We start from the raw sequence: 15,533 nt of genomic DNA, 5'->3' as shown, positions 1-15,533 counted from the left end.
ATTGTGAAGCGTAAAGATAAGGATGAATTTATACAAAACATAATGAATGTGTTTGTAAATAATGATTTCTTAATATTGGTAAATTTCAAGTCTATGAATGTTAGCAATTCATTAATTCTTAGGAATAGTCTAAAATCTGTAATGGGTGGGATGTTAGTAGTTAAAAATACTCTAGCTTGCTTGGCTTTGGAAAGGACTGGTAAATTTTCTTATTTATCAGGTAAATTTTCTGGTTCTGTTGCTATTATATATTCTAGTGCTATAGTAGAAGCTGCAAAGTTAATAGTTGATTTTATTAATGCTAACAAAGAAAAAATGTCTGTGATTTGTGCGGCTCATATAAATGAATTGTTAACAGTGGAAGATGTTAACAAATTGGCTAAGCTTCCCTCTCTGGATGAATTGCGTATTAAAATTATGCGTTTAATATCTTATGATATTCCTGCTCGGTTAGCATTGTCTGTTAATTCATCTTCTATGAGGCTTATGAGAGTTTTGGATTACTATAGTTCTAAAAAATAAATTTGTTGTTAAATAAGGTGGTCAGTATGAATAATGTAACAAGTGATTTGGTTGATAAAATATTATCTTTAAATCTATTAGAAGCTTCTGAACTTGTAAAAGTTCTAGAAGAAAAAATAGGGTTGCCTAGTGGTTCTTTTCTTGGTGGAGCTGTTGGTGCTGGGGTGCCTATTAGTGATAATGCTAATGCTCCTGTTGCTCAAGAAAAAGCTGAATATAAAGTTGTAATCAAAGAGATTGATGCAAGCAAAAAAATAGGAGTGATTAAAGCTATTAGAGAAGTTAATTCTACATTGAATTTAAAAGAAGCGAAAGAATTAGTTGAGTCTTTACCCAAAGATTTGACTGCTAATGTTTCTAAAGACGAAGCAGAAAAAATAAAGCAAAAACTTATTGAAGCAGGAGCAACTAAAGTTGAGCTTGAATAAAATGTTAGTATATTAATTTTATGTTGATATAGCTCTTTTAATTAGTGAAGGTATTTTAATGGTTGATTCTTCTTATATGTGTGCTTCTAGTGCTTTTGTTCCTAGAGTTTCTTATTCCAGGTCGATTGATTTAAAAGATTCTTTGTTGGATTTGGTTAAAGTCCAAAAGGGGTCATATAATTCCTTTACTCCTAATAATGAAAGTAATGAAAGACTTGAAGCTATCTTTCATACAATTTTTCCAATATCTGATCCTTTGCATAGGGCTACTATCGAATTTTTGAATTGTAGGGTAGATGATCTTAAGTATAGTGAGTCTGAATGTATAAAACGTGGTATAACTTTTTCTGCTCAGGTTATTGCTTCTATACGTCTTGTTATTATGCAGGATGGTGTTTCTCTTGAAAAATATCAAGAGATTAAAGAAGATGATGATCATTCTAAGCTTGCAACTGTTATAAAATCTGCTGAAGAGCGGGAGGTTCGCTTTTGTGAACTGCCTATGATGACTGATAAAGGTACTTTCATCATCAATGGCGTAGAGAAAGTTATCGTTTCACAAATGCATAGATCTCCTGGAGTCTTTTTTGATAGTGATAAGGGAAAAACTTACAATTCTGGCAAATTGATCTATTCTGCTAGAGTTATTCCTTATAGAGGTTCTTGGCTTGATATTGAGTTTGATGTTAAAGATCATTTGTATTTTCGTATTGATAGAAAGAGAAAGTTGCCAATATCAGTTTTATTAAAGGCTTTGGGCTTATCAAATAATGACATACTTAATAAATTTTATGAAAAAATAGAGTATATAAAACATAAAAGTGGCTGGAGAGTACCTTTTTCCCCTGATAAATTCAAGGGAGTGAGGCTTCCTTTTGATTTAAAGAATGTTGAAGGCAATGTGTTACTTAAAGCTAATGTTCGTATTACTTCAAAATTAGCTAAAAATCTATATGATAACGGATTGAAAGAGTATCTAATTCCTTATGATTCTATATGTGGTTTATTTCTTGCAGAAGATTTAATAGATAGTGCTAGTTCTACAAAAGTCTTATCTGCTGGTGAATCTATAAAATTAGAGGATATAAAAAAGCTTGAATTATTATCTATAGATAAAATATCAGTGTTGAACATAGATAATGTTTCTGTTGGACCTTACATATTAAACACACTTTTCTTAGATGAAAACATGTCTTATGAGAACGCTCTATATGAAATATATAAGGTTTTGCGTCCTGGTGAAGTTCCTGTTTTAAAGATAGTAGAGGAGTTTTTTCGTAATCTTTTCTTCAGTCCGGAATATTATGATTTGTCTAACATTGGTAGATTAAAACTTAACTCTTGCCTTGGGTTAAATTATGAGGAAAATTTAACTACTTTAACACATGAAGACATTATTGAAATTATAAGAAAAATAGTATTGTTACGTGATGGTCAAGGATCTGTAGATGATATTGATCATTTAGCAAATAGAAGAGTCCGTTCAGTTGGAGAGTTTATAGAAAATCAATTTAGAACTGGATTATTAAAATTGGGACGGGCAGTAGTTGATTCTATGTCTACTTCTAGTTTAGATAAAGTCTCTCCATCTGATTTTATAAATCCAAAAGTGTTAACCAATGTCTTAAGAGATTTTTTCAACTCTTCCCAATTATCTCAATTTATGGATCAGACTAATCCATTATCTGAAATAACACATAAAAGAAGGTTGTCAGCGTTAGGTCCTGGTGGTTTAACAAGAGAGAGGGCGGGATTTGAAGTGCGTGATGTTCATCCAACTCATTACGGAAGAATTTGCCCTATTGAAACTCCTGAGGGGCAGAATATAGGCTTAATTAATAGCTTAGCTATATACGCTCGTATTAATAAATATGGGTTCATTGAAAGTCCTTATAGGAAAGTAGTTAATAAGGTTGTTACTGATCAAATTGAGTATCTGTCTGCTATAGATGAAGGTTTATATTATATAGCCGATACCAGCGCAAAGCTTGATGAGAACAACTGCTTTGTTGATGATATGTTATACTGTAGGTATGCTGGTACCTTTGTAATGGTAAATAGTAATCAAGTAAGTTACATTGATTTATCTCCTAAGCAGGTAATATCGGTTGCTGCTTCTTTAATTCCATTTTTAGAAAATGATGATGCTAATAGAGCGTTAATGGGTTCAAATATGCAGCGTCAAGCTGTACCTTTATTGAAGCCTACTGCTCCTTTGGTTGCTACTGGCATGGAGTCTTTCGTAGCTTCTGGCTCTGGTGCTGTAGTTTTAGCAAAACGTGGTGGCATAGTTGACAGCTCAGATAGTAACTCTATAGTTATACGTGCTTTTGACAAAGGAGGAATTAACTACTTGGATGTAGATATTTATCATCTAAGAAAATTTCAGCGTTCTAACCATAATACTTGTATTAACCAGAAACCACTGGTGCATGTAGGTGATTGTGTTAAGGAAGGTGATGTGATAGCTGATGGTCCTGCTATTAATAACGGTGAATTGGCACTTGGCCAAAACTTGCTAGTCGCTTTTATGTCTTGGCAAGGTTATAATTTTGAAGACTCAATCATTATTTCTAGTGAAGTTGTTAAAAAAGATCTATTTACTTCTATTCATATAGAAGAATTTGAATGTGTTGTACATGACACTCCTTTAGGGTCGGAAAAAATAACTCGTGCCATACCCGGTGTTAATGAAGAAAATCTTTATCACTTGGATGATAGTGGTATAGTAAAGGTTGGTACAAGAGTTGGTCCAGGTTATATTTTGGTGGGGAAAGTTACACCTAAGCATTCTCTTTCATTGCCTCCTGAGACAAAATTGTTAATGACAATTTTTGGTGAAAAGTCATTTGATTGTGTGGATTCCTCTTTATATACATCTCCAGATATTGAAGGGATAGTGATTGATGTGCAGGTCTTTACACGCAGAGGGGAAGAAGAAAACGAAAGGGCGTTTCTTATTAAGCAAAAAGAGGTAAATGATTTTGAGAAAGAGCGGGACCATATAATCAATGTTATTAATCAATATTTCTATGATGAATTAAGAAAAATTCTTATTAATTCTGGCTCGCAAGATCGAGAAAGTATTAATTTTATTGAACGTGAGGGATGGTGGGATATAGGATTGAAAAACCAATCTATTTCTAAGCAAGTTGAGAGCTTAAAAAAAGATTTTGATGAAAAAGTATCACATGCGATAGCAAACTTTAAGCGAAAAGTAGAAAAATTGCATGAAGGCTATGATCTACCTCAAGGTGTGTCGATGTCAGTAAAAGTTTTTATTGCTGTAAAACATAGTTTGCAGCCAGGGGATAAAATGGCTGGTAGACATGGAAATAAAGGTGTGATTTCTCGAGTTGTTCCAGTAGAAGATATGCCTTATTTAGAAGATGGTACTCCTATTGATATTATTCTTAACCCTCTTGGCGTTCCTTCGCGAATGAATGTAGGTCAAATATTGGAAACGCATGTAGGTTGGTCTTGTAAAAAATTAGGAGAAAAAGTAGGCAATATTCTTGATGAGATCAATAAAATCAAACGTGCTTTTTGTGAGGCAATTAGATCTCTCAGTGATGATGATTTTGAAAAATTTGCAGCATTATATCTTGATAATAAAAAATTTGAGGATATTAATGATGATGAAATAACGGCTTCTATTTTAGATACGCCTAATAAGGATGAATTAAATAATGAATTGACTACATTAGTAGAGAATTATTTCAACTCTTGTAAAGATGCACACAGTAGTTTACGTCACTTCCTGATTGAGGTTTATAGTTGTGGCAGTAATTTATCTATTTGTAATAACATTCGCGATATTAATGATAATCACCTCATTGAATTTGCGTATAAGTTGCGTGATGGCATTCCTGTTACTGCACCTGTATTTGAAGGTCCAAAAGATGAACAAATAGTAAAGCTATTTGAACTTGCTGGATTGGATAACTCTGGGCAAGTTGTATTATATGATGGTTGCTCGGGTGAGAAGTTTGATCGCAAAGTTACAGTTGGTTACATGTACATGCTTAAGTTGCATCACTTAGTAGATGGTAAAATTCATGCGCGTTCAGTAGGACCTTATAGTTTGGTTACTCAACAACCTCTTGGAGGAAAGTCTCATTTTGGTGGTCAGCGTTTTGGTGAAATGGAATGTTGGGCACTGCAAGCCTACGGTGCTGCTTACACTTTGCAGGAAATGTTAACTGTGAAGTCTGATGACATTAATGGCAGGGTTAAGATTTATGAATCGGTAATAAAAGGTGACAGTAACTTTGAATGTGGAATTCCTGAATCCTTTAATGTCATGATAAAAGAGTTGCGTTCCTTGTGTTTTAATGTGGATTTGAAGCAAAATGACATAGTAATTGAAGATATATCTCACACTAATATCGCACAATCTTTTAATGAGGTTAGCATTTCCATTGCTAGCCCTGAAAGTATTAAACGTATGTCTTATGGAGAGATAACAGATGTTTCAACTGCAAACTACCGTACATTCAAAGTTGAGAAAGGTGGATTATTTTGTCCTAAAATTTTTGGTCCTGTCAATGATGATGAATGTTTATGTGGAAAGTACAAAAAAAGAAGACATAGGGGCCGTATATGCGAAAAATGTGGAGTAGAAGTTACATCTTCTAAAGTAAGAAGAGAAAGAATGGGTCATATAGAGCTTGCATCTCCTGTTGCTCATATATGGTTTTTGAAGTCACTTCCTTCAAGAATTGGAGCATTATTAGATATGTCTCTTAGAGATATCGAAAGTATTTTATATAGTGATAATTATGTTGTAATAGATCCTCTTGTTTCCTCTTTTGAAAAAGGTGAAATTATTAGTGAGAAAGCTTATAATGAAGCTAAAGATAGCTATGGGGTCGATAGCTTTATAGCTATGCAAGGTGTTGAAGCTATAAGAGAATTGCTAATACGCCTTGATTTACATGAAATTAGGAAGAATTTAAGACAGGAGTTAGAGTCTGTTGCTTCTGAAATGAGAAGAAAGAAAATTATAAAGAGATTACGTATTGTTGAAAATTTTATCAAGTCTGGAAACAGACCTGAGTGGATGATACTTACAGCTATACCTATTTTACCACCTGACTTGCGTCCCTTGGTATCGCTTGAAAGTGGTCGACCTGCAGTTTCTGATTTAAATCATCATTATAGAACTATTATTAATAGAAATAATAGATTGAGAAAATTGTTAAGTTTGAATCCTCCTGAGATTATGATTCGTAATGAGAAAAGAATGTTACAAGAGGCAGTTGATTCTCTTTTTGATAATAGTCGTCGTAATGCTCTGGTAAATAAAGCTGGCGCTACTGGGTATAAAAAGTCTATTAGCGATATGCTGAAAGGAAAGCAAGGTCGTTTCCGTCAGAATCTTTTAGGAAAAAGGGTAGATTATTCTGGGCGTTCTGTAATAGTTGTTGGTCCAACTTTAAAACTAAATCAGTGTGGATTACCGAAAAGAATGGCTCTTGAGTTATTCAAGCCTTTTGTTTACTCAAGGCTTAAAATATATGGAACCGCTCCAACTATTAAATTTGCTAGTAAGTTAATAAGAGCAGAAAAGCCAGAAGTCTGGGATATGCTTGAAGAAGTAATAAAAGAGCATCCTGTTTTACTAAATAGAGCGCCTACGCTACACAGGCTTGGTATTCAGGCTTTTGAGCCAGTCCTTATTGAAGGTAAAGCAATACAGCTTCATCCACTTGTTTGTACAGCATTTAACGCTGACTTTGATGGTGATCAAATGGCAGTACATGTGCCAATTTCATTGGAAGCTCAACTTGAAGCTAGAGTGTTGATGATGTCAATTAATAACGTTTTAAGTCCTTCTAATGGAAGACCGATTATAGTTCCTAGTAAAGATATAGTGCTTGGTATATACTACCTAACTTTACAGCAACTTAAGAAGGATGATTTACCACTTTTTTGTGCTTTTTGTGAAGTTGAGCATTCCTTAAACAACGGTACTCTGCATATTCATTCTCATATAAAGTACAAAATGGAACACATCAATAGCGATGGAAACATTCAGTATAAAACTATTTGTACAACTCCTGGACGTTTAATATTATGGCAGATTTTTCCTAAACATGAGAATCTAAGCTTCGATTTAATAAATCAGGTATTAACAGTTAAGGAAATAACTAGTATTGTTGATTTAGTATATCGTAGCTGCGGTCAAAGTGCTACAGTGGTATTTTCTGATAAATTGATGACACTTGGCTTTGAGTATGCTACATTTTCTGGTACTTCTTTTAGTCGTTGCGATATGGTCATACCTGAAACTAAAGCTACACACGTTGATTATACAAGGGGTGAAATTAAGAAATTTTCTGCACAGTATCAAGACGGACTAATCACTAAAAGTGAGAGGTATAACAAAGTTATAGATGAGTGGTCTAAGTGCACAGATATAATAGCGAATGATATGTTAAAAGCGATATCTGTGTATGATGAAAATAGTAAGTACAATTCAATATATATGATGGTTAGCTCAGGTGCAAGAGGTTCTACTTCCCAGATGAAGCAGTTAGCAGGAATGCGAGGGTTAATGACCAAACCTTCTGGTGAAATTATAGAAACACCTATAATTTCTAATTTTCGCGAAGGATTAAATGTATTTGAATACTTTAATTCTACTCACGGTGCGCGTAAAGGTTTAGCTGATACTGCACTTAAAACTGCAAACTCTGGATACTTAACTCGTCGCTTGGTTGATGTATCTCAAAATTGCATAGTTACAAAACATGACTGTAAAACGAAAAATGGCCTTATTGTAAGAGCTATAGTTGAAGGTAGTACTATAGTTGCATCTCTAGAGAGTGTTGTACTGGGTAGAACAGCTGCAAATGATATATATAACCCAGTAACCAAAGAGTTATTATTAAAAGCAGGGGAATTAATTGATGAAGGTAAAGTAAAGCAAATCAACATTGCAGGTCTTGATGCTATAAAAATTAGATCGCCTTTAACTTGTGAAATAAGTCCTGGTGTGTGTTCTTTGTGTTATGGAAGAGACCTTGCAACTGGTAAAATTGTTTCAATAGGTGAAGCAGTTGGTGTTATCGCTGCTCAATCTGTTGGAGAGCCAGGTACTCAGTTAACGATGCGTACTTTCCATATAGGTGGGGTAATGACTAGAGGTATTGAATCCTCAAATATTATAGCTTCTATTAATGCTAGAATAAAACTAAACAATAGTAATATAATTATAGATAAAAACGGAAATAAAATTGTGATAAGCCGTTCCTGTGAAGTCGTTTTAATTGATAGCCTTGGTAGTGAAAAATTGAAGCACAGTGTGCCTTATGGTGCTAAACTTTATGTAAATGAGGGTGAGTTAGTAAAAATTGGTGATAAAGTTGCGGAATGGGATCCGTATACACTACCTATTATTACGGAAAAGAGTGGTACAATATCTTACCAGGATTTAAAAGATGGAATTTCAATCACTGAAGTGATGGATGAATCTACAGGAATATCAAATAGAGTAGTAAAAGATTGGAAATTGCACTCTGGTGTAGCTAATTTACGTCCTCGTATTGCACTGCTTGATGATAATGAAAAAGTAATAACACTTTCAAGTGGTGTGGAAGCATGTTACTTTATACCAGTTGGTGCAGTGCTTAATGTACAGGATGGCCAAAAGGTTCATGTAGGTGATGTTATCACAAGAACGCCGAGAGAGTCAGTTAGAACTCGTGATATTACTGGTGGCTTGCCTAAGGTTATAGAATTATTTGAAGCACGTCGTCCTAAAGAGCATGCTATCGTTAGTGAAATAGATGGCTATGTAACGTTCTCTGAAAAAGACCGTAGAGGAAAACGCAGTGTAGTAATTAAACCTGTAGATGAGCAAGCTTCTCAAGTTGAGTATTTAGTATCAAGAAGTAAGCATGTAATAGTCAATGAAGGTGATTTTGTGCGTAAAGGTGATTTATTGATGGATGGCGATCCTGATCTTCATGATATTCTACGTGTGCTTGGGTTAGAAGCGTTAGCACACTATATGATTTCTGAAATACAGCAAGTTTATAGATTGCAGGGTGTGCGCATAGATAACAAGCATTTAGAAGTGATCTTAAAGCAAATGCTACAAAAAGTAGAAATTACCGATCCTGGTGATACTATGTACTTAATTGGAGAAAATATCGACAGGCTGGAAATTGATAGAGAAAATGATGCTATGAATAACTCTGGAAAACGACCTGCTCATTATCTTCCTATTCTGCAGGGAATTACTAGAGCAAGCCTTGAAACTAATTCCTTTATTTCTGCTGCCTCTTTCCAAGAAACAACAAAAGTACTTACGGAAGCAGCATTTTGCGGAAAGAGTGATCCTTTGAGTGGGTTAAAAGAAAATGTTATAGTAGGAAGGTTAATTCCTGCTGGTACGGGTCTGATTATGAATAAGGTGAAAGCACTTTCGCTTTGTGAAAATATAGATAAATATGAAAAATATTTTGATATTGAGACTTATGACGAAAAATTGCTGAGTGATAATAGTTATCAATTACATTCTGATGAAGAAGAGAGTGTGGTGGCATCGCACTATGATCAGTCAAATTGAATATAGCTAATGAGGTAGTATGTTTAATCTGTTTTTAACTAAAAAAATCAATTATATTTTCTTTCACTTCTGTGCTGTCTATTATGTTATTTACTCTTACACGAAATTCAGATGAGTTTTGAAGACCGCTACTGTACCATCCTATATGTTTGCGGGCCATCTTTATTCCTGTATCGCTTCCATAGTACTCAAGAATACTGTCATAATGCTTGAGTATTATGCTTAATCTCTCTGAGGCTGTTGGCTCAGAAACTTTATTTCCACTCAAAAAGTTTATTGCTTGATTAATCAGCCAAGGTTTGCCGTAAGCACCACGACCTATCATTACTCCATCTGCCCCAGATTCTTTAAGTGCACTTTGAACATCATTCAAACTCTTAATATCTCCATTTACTATAACTGGAATTTTTACCTGCTCTTTAACATTTCTAACGAATTTCCAATCTGCTTGACCATTATAAAGCTGTGCCCTTGTCCTTCCATGTACAGTAATCATCTTTGCTCCCAAATCTTCTGCAATTTTTGCCAAGCGCGGAGCATTACGATTTTCGTCATTCCATCCAGTACGCATTTTTACTGTAACTGGCACACTCACTGCCTTGACTACAGCTTCTATTATCTCAGCAGCCTTTTTTTCATCACGCATAAGTGCTGACCCTGCGTAACCGTTTACAACTTTTTTAACTGGACAACCAAAATTTATATCTATGATTTTTGCACCCATGCCCTCATTTAACTTTGCAGCTTCCGCCATAACATCAGGCTCACAACCAGCAAGTTGTACAGCGGTTAGTTCATCGACTTTTGCTTTTTGCATGCTCTGGCGAGTTTGCATGATCATAGCTCTGCTTGCAATCATTTCTGAGACTAGCAAACTTGCACCAAGTTTCTTTACAATACTCCTAAATGGATAGTCGGTCACTCCAGACATTGGCGCTAAAATAACTGGAGAATCAATCGTCAAACTTCCTATTTGTAGGGACATAGATTTTATAGATTAATTACTTAAGTCCAAACGTCTTGCACACGTTGTAATAACATTTTGAATAATCGAACTTATGGTAGATTGTGCCTCCTCTTTCTTACTATCTTCAGAAATGAGCTGCTGTATAGTATCATGTAAAATTCCACCTTCAGCAATGGATTCTTTCCACTCTTCATCCTCCATAAGTGCTTTTGCGAACTCTCTTCTCTTCTCGTGCAATTGTCCTGGCCTAGGCTTGTACTTTGATAACTCTCTGTCAATTTCATCAAATGATTTATCCTCGTTGAGCATTTCCGTAATCCTATGAGCATTTTCTAAAGCAAATACTCCACAATTACAGCCATCTTTTTGCCGATCAACCGCAGAACTCTTTATGCTATCATTTCCTATCTCTAAGGTTTCCTGCAATATGCCCACTATATAACTAGTATCAATTGGCTTACTAACTAACTTATTTCTATATTCTCTTGCATGACCTAATGTTTTTTCAACATCATCTTTTTTCTCTTTAAGGCTAGCATTATCTGGATTATTTTCTCTTTTCCGTATTAAACTTCCCACCTCATTATTTAAGGGTACTAGACACTTCTCAGCAATCTCATTAGCAAGACTTATATCGTCTTTTACCTTTCCTTCAATCTCATTTGGTAATTTATTACCAAATGAGTCACAATAATAAGCTCTAAATTGTCTGTTACCATTACATGTGACTATCAGTGTTACCCAGTGATTTCCTCCTAAATTAATAATCGAGGCAAAGATTTTTTTTGTGTTCCCTTGTTCTATTTTATACTCTTTCAGTTTTGAGTTTAAAGTACTCACATCACCAGGAATACAAAAAAGTACATTGCCACTTGAATTTTCTGAATAGTTATATACAGCTCTTGCAATATGAGAAATATCATGTTCTTGTAGCCAGTAATAGTAATTTTCTCTATTTGTCTGATGCATAAGAGTTTGTAAATCTTCATGAAACTCTTTGCCACCCAAACCACTATCTCCTGAAGCATTAGAATTTCTACGACTATTGTTACTTGAGGCAGGTTCACTTCCTGGTACAATACCACTATCCCCATCTGGGGTTTTTGGATTTCCTTGATTATTTACAGCTTGCTCTTGCTTTGGTGATTTTAATAGCTCATCAGTTTTAGCATCGCTTTCTTTTCCCTCTGAAACTCCTTTTCCATCAACATAATCTTTTACCAAGTAAAATAAAGGTTCAATAACCATCTTGTATGTTGCTGTAAGCACTATTCCCATTAAAATCCAAACTATAGGGTTGGAGATGAGCGTAGCAAGTGGTAAGGTTAAGAGGAAAGATCCCATTATCAATCCCAAACAGCCAATGGTAAATGTAGTCGCCAAATATATACAAAAAGCGTAGACAGCAAATCTTCCACTAGCCTTAAGTTTAGTGAAGTGAGTACTCTCTTTAGATTTATTGTATCTTTCTATGATGGCTAACATATTATATTTCACGTTTATCAATTCTAGCAAATTATGAAGGTAAAATCAATATTAGCATTTATATGTAAAAATATTGAGCATTCAAAGCTTTTGAAGTAGAGTAATGATGTTAGTAATAGCACAACATATGCATGATATAGAACATATACGCAAAAACCCTAAAGGATTTGAAAAAGCAATAAAAAGCAGAGGAGTGAAAGAATTTACTGCAAAAGAAATATTAGATGTTGATGATGAAAGAAGATTACTGACTACTACATTGCAAGATTTAAATAGGCAGCGCAATGAAATCACAGAGGAAATAAAGAAGCTTAAAATGAGCAAGAGCCCCTGTGAAAATGATGTAGAAGTGTCAAGAAACATAACAAATGAGATAAAAGCAATCAGCTTAAACGAGCAAACGGAGAAAGATAACTTAATGAAGATCTTATCTAACTTACCAAATATCCCTGCACAAAACGTGCCAATAGGTGAAGATGAGAGCTCCAACGTAGAAATCAGAAAATATGGAGAAAAAAGGCAATTTAGTTTTATGCCAAAATTTCATTATGAACTCGGAGAAAGGTTAGGCTTGATGGATTTTGAACAAGCAGCAAAAATTTCTGGATCAAGGTTTACAATACTAAAAGGACAGTTAGCTAAGCTTGGACGAGCATTAATAAATTTTATGCTGGAAACACATGTTAATGAATTTGGTTATACTGAAGTGCATCATCCAGTTTTAGTAAAGGATAGGGCGATGTATAATGTTGGTCAACTACCAAAATTTTTTGATGATTCATATTTAACTACCGATAAATTAAGATTAATTCCCACAAGTGAAGTAGTTTTAACAAATTTAGTTGCTGACAAAATAATAGAAGAAAAAGAACTGCCTATTCGTTTTACTGCATATTCAGAATGTTTTCGTAAAGAAGCTGGTAGCACAGGACGAGATACAAGAGGTATGATAAGGCAACACCAATTTGGTAAAGTGGAGTTGGTAAGCATCACAACTGAAGACCAGTCAAATGATGAGCTTGAACGCATGACAAATGCTGCTGAGGAAATATTAAAAAAATTAGAACTACCGTATAGAATAATGCTGCTTTGTAGTGGTGATATGGGCTTTGCTGCACAAAAGACTTATGATATAGAGGTATGGTTACCTGAGCAAAATAAGTACAGAGAAATATCAAGCTGCTCAAATTGCGGTACGTTCCAGGCAAGAAGAATGAACACTAAATACTTCTTAGAAACTGACAGAAAAACAAAAAAATACGTTCACACTTTAAACGGCTCAGCTTTAGCCATAGGAAGAACAATTGTTGCCATAATGGAGAACTATCAAAATTCCGATGGGTCAGTTACAATACCAAACGTGTTGCAAAGATACATGAGTAATGATACTGTTATAAGCAAACAATAATTTTGACATATAGAAAAGCGAGGAAATAAAGATGAAGGTTCTGGTTATAGGTTCTGGTGGGCGTGAGCATGCTTTACTTTGGGCTTTAAAGAAGTCTCCTACCTTGACTAAGTTATATGTTACTCCTGGTCGCCCGGCCATGGAAAATTTTGGAGTTCTTGTGAATATAAATATTCAAGATTCAGTGGATGTTACACAATTTTGCAAGAAAGAAAATATAGAGCTAGTGATTATTGGTCCAGAGCAGCCGATAATTAATGGGCTTGCTGATGATTTAACTGCGGAGGGGATAAACGTTTTTGCTCCAAGTCAAGCAGCTGCAAAACTTGAGGCATCAAAGTCTTTTACGAAGGAACTATGTAAACAATATGGTATACCGACCGCCAAGTATGAACGTTTTATTGATGAAAGGTTAGCTAAAAATTTTGTCCGTAGTAATAAAATAAAATTTCCGCTTGTAATTAAAGCAAATGGAATTGCAGCAGGGAAAGGCGTCATAATATGCCACACAGAAAATGAAGCTTTTTCAGCAATAGATTCAATGCTAGTGGAGAAAAATCTTGGTGAGTCAGGTGAAGAAATAATCATAGAAGAGTTTTTAATTGGAGAGGAAGTAAGTTTTTTTGCTCTTATTGATGGGTTGAAGGTAGTAACCCTTGGGTGTGCAAAAGATTACAAGAGAGTTGGTGAAAATAACGAGGGACAAAATACTGGAGGCATGGGGTCATACTCATCACCTTCGATTATAAGTAAGGAGATGGAGCAAAAAATTATCCAAAAAATAATATATCCTACAATTCAAGCACTGACTAACATGGGAACATCCTATAAAGGCGTACTCTTTGCTGGTTTAATGATTTGCAAAGATAGTCCAAAGCTTCTTGAGTATAATGTTAGGTTTGGGGATCCGGAAATACAATCTATTTTACCTAGACTTGATCCAAATTGTGATTTGTTAAAGTTGATGTTGTCAGTTGCAGAAGGCAAGTTAAATACAAAAATGGTGGAGTTTAATCACAAAACTACAGTTTGTGTAGTTGTTGCAAGTAAAGGCTATCCTGGTGATTATCAAAAAGGAGAGGTAATTAAAGGATTGGATAAAATTGAAAACATTCCTGGTGTGCTAGTTTTTCATGCTGGTACTAAGTTGGATGAAAGTGGTAATTGGATTTCCGATGGCGGAAGGGTGCTAAATATAGTAGGAGAAGGAAATACTGTGGAAGAAGCTAAAAGTAAAGTGTACTCAGCGTTAAATTTTCTAGAATGGTCAGGTGGGTTCTTCAGGTATGATATTGGTAGTTAATTTAGCTCATGCAGAAACAAAAAAAGTCACTTTGTAAGCAGTAAACTAAAGAAAAACATGATATCTGTTCAGATTCATGTGAAACCAGTGCTTCTTTTCTTGTCATGAAAGTAGCTGACACTGGGATCCAGGTTGATGAAAGCACACTAGCATAGAAAGTGGTTACAACGTTTTCGATGAGATTATATGGAAAACTGGATTCCAGCGGGCTTTGTTGCATAGGTCAAATAAAAAGAACTGGCAGTTACTGACAAAATTCACTATAAGACAAGCATTTAACCTACTAAAGAAAAATATGCCACAAAAAATGAGAGTCAGTAACTGCCATGAATATAACAAATTTCTCCAAGAGAGGGGAAATATTTTTTATTACGTCAATGATGCCATAGAAAATTGGTACGAAAAAGGTCCAAAAATGGCTGGTGGCAACTATATTTATAGCGATAAGGTCGTGATTCTGGTTCACATAATAACTTATTTATTTAGAATAGGTCTGAGACAAACAGCGGGATTTATAGCAGGGTACCTTGAGCAAGTAAGGAAAAACTTGCAAGTTATTAGCTATTCCCAGGCCTCAAGAAGGCTTAAAAAAACTTAACATCAAAATTAATGATCGAAGACATGATAAAAATAATACAGAAGATATTGAGATTGCCATAGATAGTACTGATCTACAATAATATTCCAGGTCATAGCAAGGCAAATGGTACAGATAGAAAGTATCGCCGCTATGAGCAAACAAGAAAACTGCATGTAATGCTAGAGATAGGTAGCAAAAAAGTTATAGCAGCAAAATACAGTGGCGGAGTTTATTCTGACCACTATGGAGCATGTGATCTTAT

7 protein-coding genes and 1 pseudogene are annotated in these 15,533 nt (G+C 34.8%); 6 read left to right on the top strand and 2 right to left on the bottom strand.

From position 1 onward, the window contains the following. The first annotated feature begins 3 nt into the window (after window positions 1-3). Genes rplJ through OUY_RS02235 form a run of 3 tightly spaced genes read left to right on the top strand, consistent with a single transcriptional unit; the run spans window position 4 to window position 9,528 of the window. A complete protein-coding gene (gene rplJ, locus OUY_RS02245) occupies window positions 4-522 on the top strand; it encodes a 50S ribosomal protein L10 (protein ID WP_010406822.1) in 519 nt (172 codons plus the stop codon). A 26-nt stretch (window positions 523-548) separates the two neighbouring features. Next, window positions 549-950, top strand: a complete 402-nt coding sequence (gene rplL, locus OUY_RS02240) for a 50S ribosomal protein L7/L12 (RefSeq protein WP_007301986.1) — start codon at window positions 549-551, stop codon at window positions 948-950. Between the two features lie 58 nt (window positions 951-1,008). After that, complete coding sequence (locus tag OUY_RS02235) at window positions 1,009-9,528, top strand: DNA-directed RNA polymerase subunit beta/beta' (RefSeq protein WP_139686581.1); 8,520 nt, start codon at window positions 1,009-1,011, stop codon at window positions 9,526-9,528. 34 nt (window positions 9,529-9,562) lie between these two features. Here OUY_RS02235 and dusB read toward each other — a convergent pair whose 3' ends face one another. Then, window positions 9,563-10,513, bottom strand: a complete 951-nt coding sequence (gene dusB / locus OUY_RS02230; RefSeq protein WP_010402373.1) for a tRNA dihydrouridine synthase DusB — start codon at window positions 10,511-10,513, stop codon at window positions 9,563-9,565. Between the two features lie 12 nt (window positions 10,514-10,525). Beyond that, window positions 10,526-11,980, bottom strand: coding sequence for a hypothetical protein (locus OUY_RS02225; protein WP_179949518.1), 1,455 nt, complete (start codon window positions 11,978-11,980; stop codon window positions 10,526-10,528). A gap of 127 nt (window positions 11,981-12,107) precedes the next feature. On the opposite strand from OUY_RS02225, the gene serS reads away from it, so the two are divergent. The 3 genes and pseudogenes from serS to OUY_RS06870 form a co-directional block, all read left to right on the top strand. After that, on the top strand, window positions 12,108-13,388 hold the full coding sequence (gene serS, locus OUY_RS02220; protein ID WP_139686633.1) for a serine--tRNA ligase: 1,281 nt from the start codon (window positions 12,108-12,110) through the stop codon (window positions 13,386-13,388). A gap of 31 nt (window positions 13,389-13,419) precedes the next feature. Then, on the top strand, window positions 13,420-14,691 hold the full coding sequence (purD, locus tag OUY_RS02215) for a phosphoribosylamine--glycine ligase (RefSeq protein WP_010402350.1): 1,272 nt from the start codon (window positions 13,420-13,422) through the stop codon (window positions 14,689-14,691). Window positions 14,692-14,986: 295 nt separating this feature from the next. Beyond that, window positions 14,987-15,533: pseudogene (locus OUY_RS06870) on the top strand (transposase); the annotation flags it as partial.

Source organism: Wolbachia endosymbiont of Leptopilina clavipes, from assembly GCF_006334525.1.
Taxonomy (GTDB): domain Bacteria; phylum Pseudomonadota; class Alphaproteobacteria; order Rickettsiales; family Anaplasmataceae; genus Wolbachia.
Note: the sequence above shows the minus strand (reverse complement) of the source record. Positions and strands in the feature narration are given on the sequence as shown.